We start from the raw sequence: 21,327 nt of genomic DNA, 5'->3' as shown, positions 1-21,327 counted from the left end.
TCACCCCTTCAACCGATCAAGGTCAGACACGTTAATGGTGCTAAGGTTACGGAACAACACCACAAGAATCGCCAAGCCTATTGCCGCCTCTGCCGCCGCAACGGTGAGGATAAAGAAAACAAACACCTGCCCAGCCGGATCGCCCAAGAAATGTGAGAAAGCGATAAAGTTAAGGTTCACCGCCAGTAGCATCAATTCAATGCACATCAATAAAATGATGATATTTTTACGATTCAGGAAAATGCCAGCCACAGAAAGGCTAAATAACAGCGCCGCGAGGATAAGATAATCAGATAAAACAATCATGATTGCTTCTCCTCCTTATCAACTTTGGCTGAACGTAAATCCACTAAACGCACACGTTCTTGCTTTCTGACCGCAACTTGTTTGCCTGGATCCTGTAGTTTTCGCGAATGTTCTCGCAAAGTGAGCGTAATCGCAGCCACAATCGCTACGGTCAGAATCACCGACGCAATCTCGAACGGATATACATAGACGGTATACAGCAAACGACCCAACATTCGGGTGTTGCTCTCACCCGCCACCGCTGTCGCGGCAATATCAAATTGCGGCGCATTTAACACGGTGATCATTTCAGCCACAATTAATGCTGCAACAATGATCCCAAGCGGTAGGTATTTGGTAAAACCTTCCTGTAGCGGTGCCAAATCAATATCCAGCATCATCACCACAAACAAAAACAATACCAATACAGCGCCAACGTAAACTAACACCAGACTGATAGCTAAAAACTCAGCTTGCAGCATCAACCAAATTGCTGCGCTGGTGAAAAAAGCTAGTACCAGGAACAGTGCTGCTCGTACCGGATTTCGCACCGTAATCACCATGGTGGCGGCAAACAGTAATATGGCAGCAAACGCATAAAAGATAATTTTTTCCATTAAGCTTTTATCCTAGCGGTATGGCGCATCTTCAGCTCGATCTGCGGCAATCTGATCTTCATATTTATCCCCAATGGCCAGCAGCTTGTCTTTGGTAATCACATGATCACCACGTTCTTCAAAGTGATACTCAAAGTGACGCGTTTCAACAATCGAATCCACCGGACAGGACTCTTCGCAGAATCCACAATAAATACACTTAAATAAATCAATATCGTAACGCGTAGTCCGCCGCGTCCCATCATCTCTTGGCTCAGTATCAATGGTGATAGCCAATGCTGGACACACGGCTTCACACAACTTACAGCCAATACAGCGTTCCTCGCCATTGGGATAACGTCGTAGAGCATGTAAACCACGGAAACGTGGTGACTGTGGCGTCTTCTCTTCGGGGTACTGAACTGTCACTTTACGGGCAAACAAATATTTGCCAGTCAGTTTCATCCCTTTCAGCAGCTCCCATAACAAAAAGCTTTTAAAGAAATGGCGTAGTTGGTTCATCACGCCCCTCCTGTAGCAATCGTCGCGTTTTCAGTAAACCATGGGCCAATATCAAAAACCTGAGCCGTTGCGATAATCACTAGCCAGACCAAGGTAACGGGGATAAAGATTTTCCAGCCCAGACGCATAATTTGATCATAGCGATAACGTGGAAAAGTAGCCCGTATCCACAAATAGATAAATAAGAAAAACGAGGTTTTTGCCAATAACCAGATTAACCCCGGTACCCAGGCAAACAGATCTTCCAGAACTGGAATCCCCTCAAAAGGTGATAACCAGCCTCCCATAAACATCGTCGCCGCCAACATTGATATCAAGATCATATCGGCATACTCAGCCAAAAAGAACACCGCAAACGCCATGCCTGAGTACTCGACATGAAAGCCGGCCACAATTTCTGATTCGCCTTCGGCAATATCAAATGGCGCCCTATTGGTTTCAGCAACACCCGATACGAAATAAACAACAAACAACGGTAATAAGGGTAGCCAGTACCAGTGCAAAATACCGCCTTGCTGCGCCAGTACGATTTCCCCCAGATTCAAGCTACCTGCTGCAATCAATACACCGACCAAAGCAAAGCCCATTGCTATTTCATAAGACACCACCTGCGCGGCACTTCGTAAGGCGCCAAGAAAGGCATAGCGTGAATTTGACGCCCACCCAGCCACAACAACGCCATAAACGCTCATTGATGTTATTGCCAGGATATAGAGCAAACCAGCATCAATATCAGCCAGCACCATGCCATCATCAAAGGGCATCACTGCCCACGCTGCCAAAGCAGGACCAATCGCCAGCACGGGGGCCACCAGGAACAAATAAAGGTTAGAGCGCGCAGGAAAAATAACCTCTTTCATCAATAACTTGAGGCCATCAGCAATCGGTTGTAATAAACCCCATGGCCCAACACGATTGGGACCAATGCGAGTCTGAATATAACCAATCACTTTACGTTCAAAATAGGTCAGATACGCCACACCCAACATTAACGGCACCACGATCAAGAATATCTTGGCGATATTGGGCAGGATGTACTCGAGTAGCATATCCATCAGCTTGATGGTCCTGCTTGAGTGATTTCAACCTGGCCAAACATTCGGCCAATAGCAACACTGGCCAGTGTTGCAGCAGCAACATAAATACAGCCATCCGCGATAGCATCATCAATCTCAAGGGGAAGACTGATTTGGTTTTCACCCTGTTTAATTATCACCGGTAATTGATGATTTACGCCCCGCTTGTCAGCTTCCTGCTGGTTCATTCGTGCAACATCATTCGCTTTATTTTCGGGCGTTTGCTGCAAGGCATTACTGTGCCGTAAAAGACTGTCTGTACGGTACATCGGCACTTCGGAAATCAGCATTAAATCTGATGTTACCGAGAAGGATTCGGGTATAAAATCATGGCTGGCGGGTTTCTGTCCCATGTTCCACTCAGACTCGATTTCATCCACCACATCCTGCGATGAAATATGTTCAAACCCATTCAACTGGCTGACATTTGCAAGGACACGCAAAATTTTCCAGCCGGGCCGACTATCGCCGCGCGGCTCAACGCCACCAGCAAATCGTTGCCATTGCTGATCAATACCAATAAATGTCCCTGATGTTTCAGCAAAACACGCTGCAGGTAAAATCACATCAGCATGTTCGTTGATAACATCACTATGGAAACTATTGATAGCCACAACGAAACTGGCCCTTTTCAACGCGCGTCGTGCATCATCCGGGATAGCCGTATCCATCTGTGGATCGACGCCCATGAGTACGTACGCACAAAGATCGCTTTGCCACATTTGCATGGTATTCATGCCGTTCTCAGATGGCAGTGTTTTCGCTTTCAAATGTGCATTGCTGTTGGCAGTTGGCAGGATCACCAAAGTGGTTTTACTCAAGGAGGCAATCAATTTTGCTAAAGCCCTAAAAACACTGGCCTGAGGGTGATGATTTATCAAATCCCCAACAAATAAGGTTGCATTCCTGGCATTGGATAACTGTAAGGCAACATTTTGTTCAAACGGCGAAGGACGTCTTTCGCCCAATAATTCTCGCCATTCCGCTGCGTCTTCTTTATTTGCCTGAGTAAGCGCTTTTGCAATGCCAGCCAGGGTATAATAGGCCATATCTTTTGCATCAACTGCTAGCTGATGCTGAACCGGCATCAATAAATCGCTTTCAAAAAAGTTGATATTACTCACCGTTGCCCCGGATAACGCCGCCTGACGTATGCGGTGAGCAATGATGGGTTGTTCCGCGCGAATATTGCTACCCAGCAAAACAATCGCATCGGAGTCATCAATGTCTGCTAGCGCCCAATCGTTCAGGCTGAAATCAGATTGACTGTCGGCAAAGTCTTGCTGGCGCAGACGATGATCAATATTTTTTGTACCCAGCCCACGTAGCCATTTTTGAAATAAATACGCTTCTTCCAATGTAGCTGTCGGTGAAATCAAGCCACCTAACTCTTCGGGGCCATGTTTGGCAACAATGCCTTTAACCCCTTCAACCGCCGTTTCCAAGGCTGTTTGCCAGTCTGTGGTTTGCCACTGCCCGGCTTTTTTTATCATCGGCTCAGCAATACGTTCAGCCGAATTAAGCCCAAGATAACTAAAGCGGTCCCTGTCTGAGAGCCATGCCTCATTGATTGCTTCGTTATCACGAGGCACAACCCGCATCACATCATTTTTGCGAATATGCAGTTCGATATTTGAGCCTACGGCATCATGAGGGGCTATGGTTGGGTGTGCTGTTAATTCCCAGGCACGGGCTTTGTAGCGAAACGGTTTTGACGTCAGGGCACCGACCGGGCATAAGTCAATGATATTGCCTGACAGCTCAGATACTAAGCTGTGCTCAACATAGGTGCCAATCTCCATATGCTCACCACGTCCTGTGGCACCCAGCTCCATAATTCCGGCGATTTCCTGACCAAATCGCACGCAGCGGGTGCAATGAATGCAACGGGTCATATCTGTCTGAATTAAAGGGCCAATATCTTTATCTTTAACAACCCGTTTGCCCTCAGTGAAGCGACTCACTCCGTCGCCGTATCCCATGGATAGGTCTTGTAATTCGCATTCACCACCCTGGTCACAAATCGGGCAATCCAGCGGGTGATTAATCAGTAGAAACTCCATCACACTACGCTGAGCATTAATCGCACTTTTGAGTCAGTATAGACTTTCTTGCCTTCCGAAACCGGTGTAGAACAAGCAGGCAGGGCTTTTCGCGCTCTATCGACTCAACCAGACACATTCGACAGTTGCAGCTATCGACAATTTTTTGTGGTAACAAAAACGAGGGATATCAATACCGGCTTCATCAGCGGCCTGAATAATCATTTTTGTTGAATCCACCTTAAGTGGAATACCGTCAATTTCGATATTAACCATATCTGTCAGTCTTTAACCTGTATGTTCCATACAATGACCGTGATCAATGTGATACTGGAATTCATCACGAAAATGTTTGATAAAACTCATCACCGGTGCCGCAGCCGCATCACCCAAGGCACAAATCGTGTTGCCATTGATGTTTTCAGCGACATTGACCAGCCTGTCTAAATCTTCCTGTTTGCCCTGCCCTTCTTCGATACGTTTGATCACACGATATAACCAGCCGGTGCCTTCGCGACAAGGGGTGCACTGGCCACACGACTCTTCGTAATAAAAATAGGCAATACGCTTCAACGCTTTCACCATGCAGGTTTTCTCATCCATAATGATGACGGAGCCTGCTCCCAGCATGGAACCACCTTTACCGATGCCGTCATAACTCATATCCAGTTGCAGCATTTTGTCGCCCGGTACCACCGGGGTAGAGGTGCCGCCCGGAATCACCGCTTTTAGCGAATTGCCATCCCTCACACCGCCAGCCAATTCCAGTAGTTCAGAAAATGGCGTCCCCAGCGGTACTTCATAGTTTCCCGGTTTGTTGACGTGACCTGTCATACAGAAGATTTTGCTACCACCATTATTCTGCGTGCCAATCTCATGAAACCAGTCACCGCCATATTGCAAAATAACGGGAATAGACGCCAACGTTTCAGTGTTGTTGATTGTAGTAGGACGGCCATATAAGCCATAACCGGCAGGAAACGGGGGTTTATAACGTGGCTGGCCTTTCTTCCCTTCTAATGACTCCAGTAATGCTGTTTCTTCACCACAAATATAGGCACCAGCACCGATGTGGGTATGCAACTCAAAATGGAAGTCACTACCTAAAATATTTTTACCTAACAGCCCTGCTTCCCGGGCTTCTTTTAATGCCGCTTCAAAACGTTCTATTGGCTCATAAAACTCACCGCGAATGTAGTTGTAACCGGTACCTGCTCCGATGGTATACCCCGCGATGATCATGCCCTCAATCAACTGATGCGGGTTATAGCGCAGAATATCGCGATCTTTACAGGTACCCGGCTCACCTTCATCAGAATTACAGACAATATATTTTTCGCCCGGCATGCGGCGTGGCATAAAACTCCATTTCAATCCTGTGGGAAAGCCTGCGCCGCCACGGCCGCGTAATGCTGAGTTTTTCACCTGCTCCAAAATTTCTTCCGGCCGCATTTTATTTTTCAGTAAATTTTCCAGCACCTGATAACCACCCACCTGACGGTAAGCATCCAAGGTCCATGACTGCTCAAGATGAGAGGTGCGAAAACAAATCTGATCGAGTTTCATGAATTCAGCCTATCAAGAATGTCATCAATTTTATCTTCCGTCAGGAATTCGTGATATTGCTTGTCAACCAACATCATAGGGGCACCAACACAGGCCCCCAAACATTCGACTTCTTTCAGCGTAAACAGACCATCTTCTGTTGTTTGTCCCGGCTTGATATTCAACTTCTGTTCGATGTGTTGCATCACCTTTTCAGAGCCACACAACATGCAAGAGATATTGGTGCAGACACTGATTTTATGTTTACCGACCGGTGATAACTCAAACATCGTATAAAAAGTGGCTACTTCATACACACTGATTGCGGGAATAGATAAATAACTTGCCAGTGCATCCATGATCGCTGTCGTCAGCCAGCCTTCATTAGCCGCCTGTAAAATATGCAGACAGGGAATAACAGCAGACTGCGCCTGACCAGCAGGGTATTTCGCAATCCAAGTATCCATCTGCTCACGCAGTGTCTCTGTGAATAAGCCTTCTTTTGGACCGGTTAGTAACATTTCCGTCATCGGTCTATCTCACCAAAAACGATATCCATCGTGCCGATAATAGCCACCACATCTGCCAGCATATGCCCTTTACTCATTTCATTCATCGCCGCCAGATGCGGGAAACCCGGCGCCCGAATTTTGACTCGATAAGGTTTATTGGCACCATCAGACACCATATAAATGCCAAACTCACCTTTGGGATGCTCAATCGCGCTATAAACTTCACCTTCCGGTACGCAATAGCCTTCTGTAAATAATTTGAAGTGATGGATCAGGGCTTCCATATCATCTTTCATCACCGCGCGTTTTGGCGGCGCGACTTTACTGTTATCAAGAATCACTGGGCCGGGGTTGGCTCGTAACCAATCAACACACTGTTTGATAATGCGATTGGATTGGCGCATCTCTTCTACTCTGACTAAATAGCGGTCGTAACAGTCGCCTTCCTTACCTATTGGAATATCAAAGTCGAGCTTGTCATAGACTTCATATGGTTGCTTACGACGAAGATCCCACTCAATACCACTGCCACGTAACATAGGACCAGTGAAACCAAGCTGCATGGCTCGTTCAGGGCTGACCACACCGATACCAACTGTGCGTTGTTTCCAGATCCGGTTATCTGTTAATAAGGTTTCATATTCATCAACACATTTTGGAAAACGCGTAGTGAAATCCTCGATAAAATCGAGCAGACTGCCTTCACGATTACTATTTTTCTTTTTAACTTCTTTTTCGTTATGCCATTTTGATGTTTGGTATTGCGGCATGCGAGCAGGCAAATCCCGATAAACGCCACCCGGACGATAATAGGTCGCATGCATACGCGCGCCGGAAACCGCTTCATAGCAATCCATCAGATCTTCACGTTCACGGAAACAATATAGGAAAACCGTCATCGCACCGATATCCAGTCCGTGTGCGCCCAACCACATCAAATGATTGAGTACACGCGTAATCTCATCAAACATCACCCGGATATATTGCGCCCGAATGGGTACTTCAAGACCAATCAGCTTCTCAATGGCCATCACATAGGCGTGCTCATTACACATCATGGATACATAATCGAGTCGATCCATATAACCAATACTTTGATTGAATGGTTTGGACTCAGCCAGCTTTTCCGTGCCACGATGCAATAAGCCAATGTGCGGATCAGCGCGCTCAATGACTTCACCGTCCATTTCCAAAATCAAACGTAATACGCCATGCGCTGCCGGATGCTGTGGACCGAAGTTAAGCGTGTAATTCTTAATTTCAGCCATTTTTAGTTCTGATCCTTGTGGTAGCGGTTATCATCTCGTATGACTCTCGGCACCAGCGTTCGGGGCTCAATACTGACCGGTTCATAAACCACCCGTTTTTTATCTGGGTCGTAGCGCATTTCCACATTACCAATTAGAGGAAAGTCTTTACGGAAGGGATGCCCAACAAAGCCATAATCAGTCAAAATTCGACGCAGATCATTGTGACCGTTGAATAAGATGCCAAACAGGTCAAATGCTTCACGCTCGAACCACTCAGCACTATTCCAGACAGACGTCACGCTATCCACCACTGGGCTATCGGCTTCTAACCTCACTTTCAATCTCAAGCGCTGGTTATGCTTTATCGATAGCAGGTGATAGACCACGGCAAAACGAAGTCCATCCTGAACGGGCTCAGCATGGCCCATGCCATCAACAGCACGACTGAAACCAAACTCACTGGATTGTTTTGTCTCCCATGCACTGCCACCATACTCAGAGTAATCAACGCCGCATAAATCTAGCAATTGTTCAAAGTCATATTGATCGCGTAAGCGTTGGCAGACGGCGACAATTTGTTCTGCTGCCACATGCATGGTGATTTCATCACGATCACTGTCACAATCCAGTAACTCATCCGCAAAATCCTGTTCCAGCTTGGCTTTCAACGCTTGCATCATCGTCTCCTGTCTTACCCGACGGCAGGTCTGGCTATGGTGTTAGTACGTTGAATTTTCTTCTGCAATTGCACAATGCCATATAACAACGCTTCTGCAGTGGGAGGACAACCAGGCACATAAATATCGACAGGAACAATACGATCACAGCCGCGTACAACCGAGTAAGAGTAATGATAATAGCCGCCCCCATTGGCACACGACCCCATAGAAATCACCCAGCGAGGTTCAGACATCTGGTCATACACCTTGCGTAATGCCGGTGCCATTTTGTTCACAAGGGTTCCTGCCACAATCATCACATCGGATTGGCGTGGGCTTGGGCGAAACACAACACCGAAACGATCCAGATCATAACGGGCGGCACCCGCATGCATCATTTCGACGGCGCAACAGGCGAGACCAAACGTCATTGGCCACAACGATCCTGTTCTTGCCCAATTGATTAATTTATCGGCGGAAGTGGTAACAACGCCTTTTTCAAGTACACCTTCTATTCCCACTCCAATGCCCCTTTTTTCCACTCGTAAACAAAGCCGACAACTAAGATGGCGAGAAACAGAAACATCGACAACAGCCCAAAAACACCGATGTCATCTAGAACGATGGCCCAAGGAAAAAGAAACGCGATTTCGAGGTCGAAGATGATGAACAGAATGGCTACCAAGTAATAGCGCACATCAAACTTCATATGTGAGTCTTCAAACGGTTCAAAGCCACACTCATAAGCGGACCGCTTTTCGTCATCGGGGTGACGTGGCCCCAAAATAAAACCAGCTAATAACGGCATGACACCAAAGCCAATGCCGATGATGATAAATAACAATATTGGGAGATAATTCTCCAACATACTGTCCATCCTCGATGATTTTATGAATCAATTCAGCATGATGGCGTGTTGTCACCAAACATGCCCCTGATCGAGCGTGACCGGCTATGCAGCAGCCGTCAACACACGATACTACACACTCTAGAGCATCATGAGAAGCCGCAATAATCGATAATTAATTTGTCAATAACGATTTAATTTTTTGTTACATGCTAAGGCGATGTTTATTGCACAAATTAACTAGCGAGTCACAAAGCTGACAACTGTATAAGGCAATCAGACGCCATTCGTTGTGAATAAAGAGTGAATTGCATCATTGATGACAAACAAAAATTTTTAAGGAAAGATTTTTATTAGGAAGAATGTTCAAACCACTAGACACAAAAAAAGCCCGATAAAATCGAGCTTTTCGCGTGTTTTTTGGTGCCGATGGGCGGAGTCGAACCGCCACGGGCTATGCCCACCACCCCCTCAAGATGGCGTGTCTACCAATTTCACCACATCGGCAAGGATTGCGTATTTTACGGTAATTCCGGTAAATCTGCAGGAGTTTCTTCTATTTTTTGTTCTGCAGGAGCGGTTTGTGTCACGCTCTGCACTTTGTCAGGTCTATCGACTGAAAAGTAGGCCAGCGTTAAGCTGGTCATAAAGAAGATTGCTGCCAAAATAGCACTGGTACGACTCAGGAAAGAGGCTGAGCCCTGACTACCAAACAGGCTGCCAGAAGCACCGCCGCCACCGCCACCGCCGCCAAAAGCTGCGCCGGCATCAGCGCCCTTACCATGCTGAATCAGTACAAAACCGACCAGCATCAGACAAACAATAATATGTATCGTCAAAATCAAAGCGTGCATGTATTTAACCTAATTTTAGAACTGCGGCCTGACATATTTTGACAAACTCGTCGGCGTTTAATGAGCCACCGCCTACAAGTCCACCATCCACATCAGGTTGTGAAAACAATGGCGCAGCATTATTACTGTTTACGCTGCCGCCGTAAAGTATCCGTAATGATTCCGCTATCGTCGGATCATGCTTTGCAACACGCTGACGCATGAAGCTGTGTACATCCTGAGCCCATTCCGGTGTTGCTGAACGACCCGTACCAATGGCCCAGACCGGCTCGTAAGCCAGTACGGTATGCGCGAGACCTTCAACCCCTTGATAGGCAATCACCGTATCAAGCAGTCTGGCAATAACTTCTTCTGTCCGCCCCACCGCGTGTTCTTCAGGACTTTCGCCAATACAGATGATCGGCGTAATGCCAGCCTTCACTGACATTTCATATTTTTCTGCAACGATGCGGTCTAAAACACGTTGATCGAGATCCAACTCTGCGTAAAGACAGCGTCGTTCAGAATGACCAATTAACACATAGTCACAATCAAAATCAGCCAGCATTAATGCGGAGATTTCGCCGGTGTAAGCGCCTTGGTTAAACTGGGACAGGTTTTGCGTTCCCCAGAACAGTCCTGTGCCTGCCAAGGCCTGTTGCACTTGATGCAAATAAACTGCAGGCGGAAACAGAGCAACATCCACGGATGCAAAGGTGTCAGACTTGGCGATGATACCGTCCAGTAACACGTTGTTACTCGCGCTAGAGCCGTTCATCTTCCAGTTACCAGCTACTAGCGGTTTACGCACAAATACAGTCTCTCGAAAGCAAAAATAGACACCAAGATTTCTTAACACTCCGTTGTTGCAACATCATTCGATGTTTACCCGAATCTGTTGCCAGAGCATGTCGTCAAAGGCTGTATTGTATAACAATTAGAGCACAGCAAAAAACTCATTGTTGGCCGATTGCTCAAGCGTCTAAAACTGCCTGAATAATATCGGCCAATTCTTGTGCAAGTTTTTTGGTCAGGGTTGCATCACGGCCTTCCACCATAACCCGAATCACCGGCTCTGTGCCTGATGGTCGCAACAATACTCGCCCTTCATCACCAAGGCGCTTCTCTACCGAGGCCACTGCACTTGCGATATCTTGATTACCGGCGATATCAACCATTTTACTGACTTTCACGTTAATCAGCTGTTGCGGATATTTAGTAACCACTGAACGTAAGGCATGCAGGTTATCACCTGTCTGACGAATTTCAGCCAGAACCTGAAGCGCAGCAACAATCCCATCACCGGTTGAGGTTTTATCAAGACAAATAATATGGCCTGATGCTTCACCGCCTATCAGCCCACCCACTTGTTTGAGTTTTTCCATCACATAGCGATCACCCACCTGAGCGCGATGCAATAATAAATTAAACTTCGCTAATGCATGCTCAAGCCCCAGATTAGACATCTGGGTACCTACTATATTACTGCTCTTATCGCCGTTACGCTGACGGGCACGTGCGATGATAAATAGCAGCTCATCCCCATCAACAATCTCGCCCCGATGATCGACCATGATGATTCGGTCACCATCCCCATCAAGTGCTAGTCCCAGGTCAGCTTTATTTTCTAATACGGCTTGCTGCAATAAACGCGGCTCTGTTGAACCACAATGCTGGTTAATATTAAACCCATCGGGTTCTGCCCCCATGACGACAACATCAGCGCCTAATTCACGAAAGACATCCGGTGCCACATGATAGGTCGCACCATGTGCGCAATCGACCACAATTTTTAAGCCATCTAAATCAACGCCGGAAGGTATGGTGCTTTTGCAGAACTCAATATAACGACCAGGTGCATCAGCAATACGATGTGCTTTACCAAGGCGGGTTGAATCAACCGTTTTTAATGGTTGATCCAGCATCGCTTCAATTTCATGCTCGATACTGTCAGGCAGCTTGGTGCCTTCTGCTGAGAAAAACTTAATGCCGTTATCATGGTACGGATTATGTGAAGCACTGATCACAATACCCGCCTGTGCATGAAATGTACGTGTGAGATAGGCCACCGCTGGTGTTGGCATGGGGCCTAACAAATAAATATCGACACCCGCTGCCGACAGACCAGCCTGTAGCGCTGATTCAAACATGTAACCTGAAATACGCGTATCTTTACCGATGATAACCCGGCTATTTTTTTCTTTCGCTAGGACACGACCAACAGCCCAGCCCAGCTTTAAAACAAAATCTGGTGTGATGGCACCATCGCCTACTTTGCCTCGGATTCCATCTGTACCAAAATAACGTCGTTGTTTAGTCAAAATCTGCTACCTGTTTAACGTGATGGCTCAGTTTTACCGCTTGAGCCGTCTCTTTCACGTCATGTGTTCGAATAAGTTTTGCGCCTTGCCAGACGGCAATAGAAGCTAATGACAGACTACCCGCTAAGCGTTCATCCACAGAAACCTTGAGCATATCGCCGATAATGGATTTACGTGACACGCCCACCAGTACCGGATAAGGTAAAGCCGTCAATCGTGACAAGTGTTTCATCAAGCGTAGATTATGACGTGCTCGTTTACCAAAGCCAAATCCAGGATCCAGCATAATCTTTTCGGCTTTAATTCCTGCCTTTTCGCATTCCGCAACACGTTCTAATAAAAAGTGCTCTACTTCAGTCACCACATCATCATAATGCGGCTCACTCTGCATTGTCTGTGGCGTACCTTGCATATGCATCAAGCAGACCGGCACGTCCAATTCAGCAGCGGTTTGCAGCGCATTTTCACTGCGTAACGCATTGACGTCATTGATCAAGCCAGCGCCAGCATTAACCGCCGCACGCATAACCTCAGCTTTCATCGTATCAATCGAAATAGGCACATCGATCTCAGCACGAATGGCTTCAATCACAGGGCTAATACGATCGATCTCTTGTTGAAGGGGGACAGCTTCGGAACCGGGACGGGTTGATTCACCGCCAATATCGAGAATATCGGCACCGTCTTCGACCAGTTTTAACGCGTGCTGAAGGGCCGCATCCGCTGAAAAGAATTTACCCCCGTCAGAAAATGAATCGGGGGTAACATTTACGATGCCCATAATACCAGGGACGGACAAGTCCAAAGACTTGCCCGCACAGTCAAATATCACGGATAGTTTCCTTCTTAGTGCAGTTGATCTGCCGGTTTACCAGAGGGTGTTTCCGACTCATCAGGCTCAGGACTGGCTGAAGGTGGTGTAGAACGATCGTTCCAATCTTTTGGTTCACCCGGTTCACGACCTTCCATAATCGCATCAATCTGTCCGCTATCAATTGTTTCGTATTTGATCAGCAACTGCGCCATGGTATGTAGTTTTTCCATGTTGTCATTGAGTAATTGCTGCGCACGATCATAGTTACGATTGATTACCGCTCTGACATCTTCATCAATTTGTTTCGCCGTTAAATCTGATACCGATTTATGTTGCGTGACGCTGCGGCCCAAGAAGACTTCACCTTCATCTTCACCATATGACAGTGGTCCCATATTGTCCGACAGACCCCATTTAGTGACCATGTTATGTGCCAGTTCTGTCGCACGTTGGATATCATTCGAAGCACCAGTTGTTACTGCTTCTTGACCAAAGATCATTTCTTCCGCCAAACGACCGCCATAAAGACTAGAAATCTGACTTTCCAGTTGCTGTTTGGTGTAGCTGTAGCGATCTTCTGTGGGCAAGAACATGGTGACACCGAGAGCACGACCACGCGGAATAATGCTCACTTTGTAAACCGGATCATGTCCTGGTACCAGACGACCAACAATGGCATGACCGGCTTCATGGTATGCAGTGAGTTCTTTTTCTTTATCACTCATCACCATCGAGCGGCGTTCAGCACCCATCATGATTTTGTCTTTCGCAAGCTCCAGCTGTTCCATGCTAACCAAACGTTTATTAGCACGAGCGGCAAACAAAGCTGCCTCATTAACCAAGTTGGCTAAATCGGCACCAGAAAAACCTGGCGTACCACGTGCAATCACGCGTGCATCAACATCTTCAGCTGCTGGTACTTTACGCAGGTGAACATTGATGATTTGTTCACGTCCACGAATATCAGGCAGTGGTACCACCACTTGACGGTCAAAACGGCCGGGACGCAGCAATGCAGGATCCAGCACGTCTGGGCGGTTTGTTGCAGCAATGACGATGACGCCTTCATTGCCTTCAAAACCATCCATTTCAACCAGTAATTGGTTCAACGTTTGTTCACGTTCGTCGTTACCGCCACCCAGGCCAGCACCACGATGACGACCGACCGCATCAATCTCGTCGATAAAGATAATACAAGGCGCATGCTTCTTAGCTTGCTCAAACATGTCACGGACACGTGAGGCACCGACACCAACGAACATTTCCACGAAATCAGAACCTGAAATCGTAAAGAAAGGTACTTTTGCTTCGCCAGCAATCGCTTTGGCAAGTAATGTTTTACCTGTACCCGGTGAACCCACCATCAAAATACCGCGTGGAATTCGACCACCCAGTTTCTGGAATTTACTTGGGTCACGCAAGAAATCAACCAGCTCAGCCACTTCTTCTTTTGCTTCTTCGACGCCGGCGACGTCTTTGAATGTGACTTTAACTTGGTCATCACTCAGCATGCGGGCTTTACTTTTACCGAATGACATGGGGTTTTTACCGCCACCGCCTTGCATTTGACGCATGAAGAAAATCCATACGGCTATCAAGAGCAGCATCGGGAACCAAGAAATGAAGATTTGCATGAACAAGCTGGTTTTTTCGACCGGTTCAGCTTGGATGGTGACGCCATTATCCAGCAAATCACCAATCAAACCTGGGTCGTAATCAGGGCTATAGGTAGTGAATTGGTTGCCATCAGTAAGCTCACCAGAAATGGTGCGCCCCTGGATTTCAACATTTGAGACAGCACCGTTTTTAACGTTGCTGATAAAGGTTGAATAATCCATTTCGCCGCTTTTACTGTTTTGAGGACCGAAATTATTAAACACGGACATCAGCACTATCGCGATGACGACCCACAGGACTATATTTTTCATCATGTCATTCAATGTTTGGTACCTCTGATTACCACTCTAAAAGTGGTTAACTAAAATCCCAGTAGTTGCTAAAGCGTTAAAACTACTGTGTTATTTGAGCCCTTTGCCCAATAAATATACTTCACGGCTTCTGGCTCTGGACGCCCCCGGCTTACGAGTCACGACTTTATTAAAACTATCACGCATTTGTTTTAGGTAGGCATCAAAACCTTCACCCTGAAACACTTTGACCAGAAAACAGCCCTGTTTACTTAAATTATTAACAGCAAAATCTAGGGCGAGCTCAACCAGATACATACTCGCTGGCTGATCAATCGACCCTACCCCTGACATATTGGGGGCCATATCCGATAATACAAGGTCTATTTCTCGACCATTGAGTACTTTATTAAGTTCATCGAGTACTTCATCCTCACGAAAGTCACCTTCAATAAAGTGTACTCCGGTCAGTGGTGTCATCGGCAAAATGTCCAGCGCAACTACTGTTCCACTGTCCCCTACTTTACGAAAAGCATAATCAGACCAGCCGCCAGGCGCAGCGCCTAAATCAACAACGCTCATGCCTGGGCGTAATAATTTATCTTTCTGATCAATCTCATCCAGCTTGAATGTGGCTCGCGAGCGATGACCTTCTTTTTGTGCCTTTTTGACATATTGATCGTCGAAATGTTCTTTTAACCAACCCTGACTGGATTTGCTTTTCGCCATTTAGACCTCGTCTGCTTCTGCGCTTTTGTCTGTGGTCAACACTAACATTAACCCAAACAGGCTCAGCAGCATATACAGGTTTTCACTTAGTTTATGTAAATCATCGAAACGCTCGAAAACACCTTCGGGTTGAGCTGCAATTTGTTTCAATGCCTGCATTTCTGGCTGTAAATAGGCGACAAAAAACAGACTCATTGCCAACATCAGCAGCAGCATCCAGCTTCGCCAGTACAAATGAAAACGTTTAAAACCAAAGATAAATAATCTGCTGATCAGCAGAATAACCGCAGCAGCAATACCAAGAATGTTGACGGCAAAAAACAGTTTGCCGGCATAGTCGCCGGCAATGCTGGTATCGAGATTAGCAAAAGCGATTGGGACGGCAAGATAGCCTATCGCCCATAAACCACCGACCCAGAGGGTCAGTAAAAGTCTTTCACCGGTGTAGCCGGACATCATCGTTATTTAATTCTCGTAACTAATCTCAATAATTTCATATTCAATATTGCCACCCGGAGCTTGCACAGTGGCAATGTCATCAATCTCCTTGCCAATCAGTGCGCGTGCAATTGGCGATGACACAGAAATACGATTAAGTTTGATATCTGACTCGTAGTCACCCACGATTTGGTATGCCTTTTCTTCATCCGTATCGATATTCAGCAAAGATACAGTGACACCAAATACGACTCGGCCATCTTGTGGCAAGCTTGCCGGATCGATCACTTGGGCGTTCGATAAAACGCCCTCTAATTCTTGAATACGACCTTCAATAAAGCTTTGTTGTTCTTTTGCCGCATGATATTCCGCATTTTCTTTTAGATCACCATGTGCACGGGCTTCTGAAATCGCAGCGACCACAGTGGGACGAGCAACCGACTTCAGTTCTTTCAGTTCATGCTTCAGTGCTTCCGCACCGCGGGATGTAATAGGTACAGCCATTAATTCAATTCTCCATGCAACGATTGCAGTCTGTTTACAGAAACAATATCTTCGCTGCTTAATGCTTGGATAGTGGCACGCGCCGCTGCGAGCGTCGTGGTGTAGTTCACCTGATGCTGTAATGCAGCACGACGAATTTCACGCGAATCAGCGACAGATTGACGACCTTCAGTGGTGTTAACGATAAGGCTAATTTCGTCATTTTTGATCATATCAACAATATGCGGCTGACCTTCAGCCACTTTGTTAACAGGCTCACAGCCAACACCGGCATCAACCAGTACTTTTTGCGTACCGCGAGTTGCCATCAATGAAAAGCCAAGTGCAGCCAAGTCTTTTGCTATTTGAACGGCAGAAACCTTATCAGCCTCACGGACACTAATAAAGGCTTTACCACCCGTTGGTAATACAACAGATGCCGCTAATTGCGATTTAGCAAAGGCTTCACCAAAGCTACGACCAACGCCCATGACTTCACCGGTAGACTTCATTTCAGGGCCGAGAATCGGATCCACACCTTGGAACTTGATAAATGGGAATACGGCTTCTTTTACTGAGTAATAACTCGGTACGATTTCTTTGTTAACGCCCTGCTCATCTAAAGAACGTCCAGCCATAGTTCGTGCAGCCACTTTGGCCAGTGGCACACCGATAGACTTAGAAATGTAAGGCACCGTTCGTGATGCACGCGGGTTCACCTCAAGGATATAGATTTCATCTCCCTTGATCGCAAACTGCGTATTCATCAAACCTTTTACGCCAAGTTCCAGCGCCATTTGACGCACTTGCTCACGCAACTTATCCTGGATTGCATTGCTCAAACTATAAGGTGGAATCGCACATGCTGAGTCACCTGAGTGAACACCCGCCTGTTCGATATGCTCCATGATGCCGCCAATCAGGACTTCTTTACCGTCACAAATTGCATCAACATCCACCTCAATCGCATCGTCAAGGAAGCGATCCAGCAGAACGGGCGAGTCATTAGACACTTTTACTGCATTTTGCATATAGCGTTGCAGTTCGTCTTCGTTGTAGACGATTTCCATGGCACGTCCACCCAATACATACGAAGGTCGGACTACCAGCGGATAACCAATCTCAGAGGCCAAGGCAACTGCCGTATCTGCTGAGTGCGCCAATCTGTTAGGTGGTTGCAACAAATTGAGTTTGTCCACCATTTGTTGAAAGCGCTCACGATCTTCCGCATGGTCAATCGCATCAGGTGAGGTACCAATAATCGGTACACCCGCCGCTTCCAGCGCTCGCGCCAGTTTTAACGGTGTTTGACCACCGAACTGTACGATCACGCCTTTGGGTTTTTCCAGATCAACAATTTCGAGCACATCTTCCAGTGTCAATGACTCGAAATACAAGCGATCCGATGTATCGTAATCGGTAGAAACCGTTTCCGGGTTACAGTTCACCATAATGGTTTCATAACCATCTTCACGCAATGCCAACGCCGCATGAACACAGCAATAATCGAACTCGATACCTTGACCGATACGGTTAGGACCACCGCCCAAAATCATGATCTTGTCACGATCAGTCGGGTTAGCCTCACATTCCATATCGTAGGTTGAGTACATATAGGCTGTGCTTGTTGCAAACTCTGCCGCACAGGTGTCGACTCGTTTATAGACAGGACGGATCTGCATTTCCTGACGATACTCGCGTACCTGCTTTTCAGTTTTTTGTAGCAGCTTAGCCAGTCGTGAATCGGAGAAGCCCTTACGTTTCAGGGCAAACATTTGGCTTTGGTCCAGATCATTCAACGAGCGTTCTTTCAGCTCATTTTCAATCGTGACCAATTCCTCAACTTGCACCAAGAACCATGGGTCGATATGTGACAGGCGCTGCACTTCTTCAAAGCTGAAACCAAAGCGGAACGCATCAGCAACATACCACAGGCGATCTGACCCAGGCAGGCTAAGCTCACGGCGTAACGTTTCTTCGATATTCTCTTCGTTTAAATCGATGATCTCAGTGAGGCCGTCTTTATCGATTTCCAAACCTCGCAAGGCTTTTTGCAAAGACTCTTGGAAGTTACGACCAATCGCCATCACCTCACCCACAGATTTCATCTGCGTGCTCAAACGGTTATCGGCTTGTGGGAATTTTTCAAAGGTAAAGCGCGGCACTTTGGTCACGACATAGTCGATTGAAGGCTCGAATGAAGCCGGTGTTGCATTACCGGTGATTTCATTTTGCAGCTCATCCAAGGTGTAGCCGACAGCCAGCTTCGCTGCCACTTTCGCAATCGGGAAACCGGTTGCTTTAGACGCCAACGCTGAAGAACGCGATACCCGCGGGTTCATTTCGATGATGATCAAACGACCACTTTCGGGATTCACCGCAAACTGGACGTTAGAACCACCAGTATCAACACCAATTTCGCGCAGAACGGCCAGTGAGGCATTCCGCATGATTTGATATTCTTTATCGGTCAGCGTTTGCGCAGGTGCAACGGTAATCGAGTCACCAGTATGAACGCCCATTGGATCAAAATTTTCAATCGAGCAAATGATGATGCAGTTATCTTTACGATCACGCACCACTTCCATTTCATATTCTTTCCAACCAATGATGGATTCTTCAATCAACAGTTCAGAAGTTGGGCTCAGATATAAACCGCGTTGGCAGATTTCGATAAAATCTTGTTTGTTATAGGCGATACCGCCACCACTGCCACCCATGGTGAAGGATGGACGAATAATAACGGGGAAGCCGAACTGACCTTGCACCTCAAGCGCTTCATCCAAGGTATGAGCGATATCTGATTTGGGCATATCCAAACCAATCTTACGCATCGCGGCACGGAATAAATCACGATCTTCCGCTTTATTAATCGCTTCACTATCAGCACCGATCATTTCCACGCCGAATTTTTCTAAAATGCCATGTTTTTCCAAATCCAATGCACAGTTAAGCGCGGTTTGGCCACCCATGGTAGGCAGGATCGCATCCGGACGCTCAGCTTCAATCACCTTGCTGACCGCTTGCCAATTAACTGGCTCGATATAGGTTGCATCAGCCATATTCGGATCGGTCATGATGGTGGCCGGATTCGAATTCACCAAAATGACACGATAACCTTCTTCTTTTAGCGCTTTACATGCCTGGGCACCGGAATAATCAAATTCGCAGGCCTGGCCGATAACAATCGGACCCGCGCCCAGAATAAGAATACTTTGAATATCAGTACGTTTAGCCATCGTGTGTTATTTACCTGTCGCTTGTTCAAGTAGATCGATGAAGTGATCAAATAAAGGAGCTGCATCTTGCGGACCAGGACTTGCTTCCGGGTGGCCCTGAAAACTGAATGCAGGTTTGCTTGCGTGATGAATACCTTGCAATGTGCCGTCGAATAGAGAACGGTGCGTTGTATTCAACGTGTCCGGCAGGCTGTCTTCATCAATCGCAAAACCGTGGTTTTGACTTGTAATCATAACTAGCCCCGCCAGTAACTCTTGTACTGGATGGTTAGCGCCGTGATGACCAAACTTCATTTTCACCGACTTAGCACCGCAAGCCAGACCCAACAATTGGTGGCCTAAGCAGATACCAAACACTGGCAACTCTTTTTCAAGGAAAGTTTGAATCGCTTTAATGGCGTAATCGCATGGCTCCGGGTCGCCTGGGCCATTCGATAGGAAAATACCATCTGGATTCATCGCCAGTACTTCTTCTGCCGATGTTTGCGCCGGCACCACTGTAAGCTTGCAGCCTCGCTCAACCAGCATACGCAGGATGTTTTTCTTAGCACCAAAATCATAAGCCACCACGTGGAAACGGGGTTCTTGTGCTTGGCTTTCACCATTCAGATGCCAACACCCGGTCTCCCAAGAGTAGGTTTCTTTAGTGCTGACCACTTTCGCCAGATCCATTCCTTTCAGACCGTCGAAGTTTTGTGCTGCTTCAATAGCCGCTTTCACATCAATATTTTCGCCAGCCACGATGCAACCTTTCATTGCACCCTTCTCACGTAAGCGACGTGTTAAAGCACGTGTATCAATTCCAGCCAGTCCCACCACATTGTGGCGCACCAAATATGTATCAAGAGATTCTTCACTGCGCCAGTTACTGACAACAGGTGACAAGTCTCGAATAATTAGGCCGCTGACAAAAGGTTTATCTGACTCTTCATCTTCTGCATTGACACCAACATTACCGATATGCGGATAGGTTAATGTCACAATCTGACGGCAGTATGATGGATCGGTCAGGATTTCCTGATAGCCAGTCATTGACGTATTAAACACAACTTCACCGACAGATTGACCAACTGCGCCAATCGATTCGCCGTGATAGACCGTGCCATCTTCAAGAGCAAGTAATGCACTCGTTCGCAAGGGAGACCTCCACCAGATAAAAATAATGGGGCAAACTTGACGTTCTCCCCAGACAAAATCTTTGCAATTTTATCTTATAACCGCCCCACTCG

22 protein-coding genes and 1 tRNA gene are annotated in these 21,327 nt (G+C 46.8%); all 23 read right to left on the bottom strand.

The window, feature by feature from the left end:
* On the bottom strand, window positions 1-306 hold the full coding sequence (nuoK, locus tag MDMS009_RS10240) for an NADH-quinone oxidoreductase subunit NuoK (RefSeq protein WP_008291324.1): 306 nt from the start codon (window positions 304-306) through the stop codon (window positions 1-3).
* Complete coding sequence (locus tag MDMS009_RS10235) at window positions 303-902, bottom strand: NADH-quinone oxidoreductase subunit J (protein WP_008291386.1); 600 nt, start codon at window positions 900-902, stop codon at window positions 303-305. Before MDMS009_RS10235 ends, nuoK begins: the two co-directional genes overlap by 4 nt.
* A gap of 12 nt (window positions 903-914) precedes the next feature.
* Window positions 915-1,403: an NADH-quinone oxidoreductase subunit NuoI gene (gene nuoI / locus MDMS009_RS10230; protein ID WP_008291749.1), complete on the bottom strand. Its 489-nt coding sequence runs from the start codon at window positions 1,401-1,403 to the stop codon at window positions 915-917.
* Window positions 1,403-2,452, bottom strand: coding sequence for an NADH-quinone oxidoreductase subunit NuoH (nuoH, locus tag MDMS009_RS10225; protein ID WP_008291240.1), 1,050 nt, complete (start codon window positions 2,450-2,452; stop codon window positions 1,403-1,405). Before nuoH ends, nuoI begins: the two co-directional genes overlap by 1 nt.
* Before the next feature lie 5 nt (window positions 2,453-2,457).
* Complete coding sequence (gene nuoG, locus MDMS009_RS10220) at window positions 2,458-4,563, bottom strand: NADH-quinone oxidoreductase subunit NuoG (RefSeq protein ID WP_272941077.1); 2,106 nt, start codon at window positions 4,561-4,563, stop codon at window positions 2,458-2,460.
* Window positions 4,564-4,638: 75 nt separating this feature from the next.
* Window positions 4,639-4,797 (bottom strand): 2Fe-2S iron-sulfur cluster-binding protein, encoded by a 159-nt coding sequence (locus MDMS009_RS16505; protein ID WP_008291358.1) that lies wholly within the window; start codon window positions 4,795-4,797, stop codon window positions 4,639-4,641.
* Window positions 4,798-4,809: 12 nt separating this feature from the next.
* Entirely contained in the window at window positions 4,810-6,087 is a 1,278-nt protein-coding gene (nuoF, locus tag MDMS009_RS10215) for an NADH-quinone oxidoreductase subunit NuoF (protein ID WP_008291445.1), read from the bottom strand.
* Window positions 6,084-6,596 (bottom strand): NADH-quinone oxidoreductase subunit NuoE, encoded by a 513-nt coding sequence (gene nuoE / locus MDMS009_RS10210; RefSeq protein ID WP_008291756.1) that lies wholly within the window; start codon window positions 6,594-6,596, stop codon window positions 6,084-6,086. Before nuoE ends, nuoF begins: the two co-directional genes overlap by 4 nt.
* Entirely contained in the window at window positions 6,593-7,846 is a 1,254-nt protein-coding gene (locus tag MDMS009_RS10205) for an NADH-quinone oxidoreductase subunit D (RefSeq protein WP_008291665.1), read from the bottom strand. Before MDMS009_RS10205 ends, nuoE begins: the two co-directional genes overlap by 4 nt.
* 2 nt (window positions 7,847-7,848) lie before the next feature.
* A complete protein-coding gene (locus MDMS009_RS10200) occupies window positions 7,849-8,508 on the bottom strand; it encodes an NADH-quinone oxidoreductase subunit C (RefSeq protein WP_008291680.1) in 660 nt (219 codons plus the stop codon).
* A gap of 11 nt (window positions 8,509-8,519) precedes the next feature.
* Entirely contained in the window at window positions 8,520-9,008 is a 489-nt protein-coding gene (locus tag MDMS009_RS10195; protein WP_008291298.1) for a NuoB/complex I 20 kDa subunit family protein, read from the bottom strand.
* A complete protein-coding gene (ndhC, locus tag MDMS009_RS10190) occupies window positions 8,999-9,355 on the bottom strand; it encodes an NADH-quinone oxidoreductase subunit A (RefSeq protein WP_036312609.1) in 357 nt (118 codons plus the stop codon). Before ndhC ends, MDMS009_RS10195 begins: the two co-directional genes overlap by 10 nt.
* 400 nt (window positions 9,356-9,755) lie before the next feature.
* Window positions 9,756-9,841: transfer RNA gene (locus tag MDMS009_RS10185), tRNA-Leu, on the bottom strand.
* 14 nt (window positions 9,842-9,855) lie between these two features.
* The gene (secG, locus tag MDMS009_RS10180; protein ID WP_008291637.1) at window positions 9,856-10,188 is read right to left on the bottom strand and encodes a preprotein translocase subunit SecG; all 333 of its coding nucleotides are present in this window, start codon (window positions 10,186-10,188) and stop codon (window positions 9,856-9,858) included.
* Window positions 10,189-10,192: 4 nt separating this feature from the next.
* The gene (tpiA, locus tag MDMS009_RS10175; protein WP_008291520.1) at window positions 10,193-10,978 is read right to left on the bottom strand and encodes a triose-phosphate isomerase; all 786 of its coding nucleotides are present in this window, start codon (window positions 10,976-10,978) and stop codon (window positions 10,193-10,195) included.
* Between the two features lie 163 nt (window positions 10,979-11,141).
* On the bottom strand, window positions 11,142-12,488 hold the full coding sequence (gene glmM / locus MDMS009_RS10170) for a phosphoglucosamine mutase (RefSeq protein ID WP_008291661.1): 1,347 nt from the start codon (window positions 12,486-12,488) through the stop codon (window positions 11,142-11,144).
* A complete protein-coding gene (gene folP, locus MDMS009_RS10165) occupies window positions 12,481-13,269 on the bottom strand; it encodes a dihydropteroate synthase (protein WP_008291222.1) in 789 nt (262 codons plus the stop codon). Before folP ends, glmM begins: the two co-directional genes overlap by 8 nt.
* 65 nt (window positions 13,270-13,334) lie before the next feature.
* A complete protein-coding gene (gene ftsH / locus MDMS009_RS10160) occupies window positions 13,335-15,233 on the bottom strand; it encodes an ATP-dependent zinc metalloprotease FtsH (protein WP_036312597.1) in 1,899 nt (632 codons plus the stop codon).
* 87 nt (window positions 15,234-15,320) lie between these two features.
* The gene (rlmE, locus tag MDMS009_RS10155) at window positions 15,321-15,938 is read right to left on the bottom strand and encodes a 23S rRNA (uridine(2552)-2'-O)-methyltransferase RlmE (protein ID WP_008291696.1); all 618 of its coding nucleotides are present in this window, start codon (window positions 15,936-15,938) and stop codon (window positions 15,321-15,323) included.
* Window positions 15,939-16,397, bottom strand: coding sequence for a DUF4149 domain-containing protein (locus MDMS009_RS10150; RefSeq protein ID WP_043888178.1), 459 nt, complete (start codon window positions 16,395-16,397; stop codon window positions 15,939-15,941). It abuts the gene before it with no gap.
* Window positions 16,398-16,403: 6 nt separating this feature from the next.
* On the bottom strand, window positions 16,404-16,880 hold the full coding sequence (gene greA / locus MDMS009_RS10145; protein ID WP_008291219.1) for a transcription elongation factor GreA: 477 nt from the start codon (window positions 16,878-16,880) through the stop codon (window positions 16,404-16,406).
* Complete coding sequence (carB, locus tag MDMS009_RS10140; RefSeq protein WP_008291666.1) at window positions 16,880-20,098, bottom strand: carbamoyl-phosphate synthase large subunit; 3,219 nt, start codon at window positions 20,096-20,098, stop codon at window positions 16,880-16,882. Before carB ends, greA begins: the two co-directional genes overlap by 1 nt.
* A 6-nt stretch (window positions 20,099-20,104) precedes the next feature.
* The gene (gene carA / locus MDMS009_RS10135; protein WP_008291675.1) at window positions 20,105-21,235 is read right to left on the bottom strand and encodes a glutamine-hydrolyzing carbamoyl-phosphate synthase small subunit; all 1,131 of its coding nucleotides are present in this window, start codon (window positions 21,233-21,235) and stop codon (window positions 20,105-20,107) included.
* Between the last annotated feature and the right edge of the window lie 92 nt (window positions 21,236-21,327).

It is taken from the genome of Methylophaga thiooxydans DMS010 (assembly GCF_000156355.1).
GTDB lineage: Bacteria > Pseudomonadota > Gammaproteobacteria > Nitrosococcales > Methylophagaceae > Methylophaga > Methylophaga thiooxydans.
This window is presented reverse-complemented; position numbering and strand designations above follow the sequence as displayed.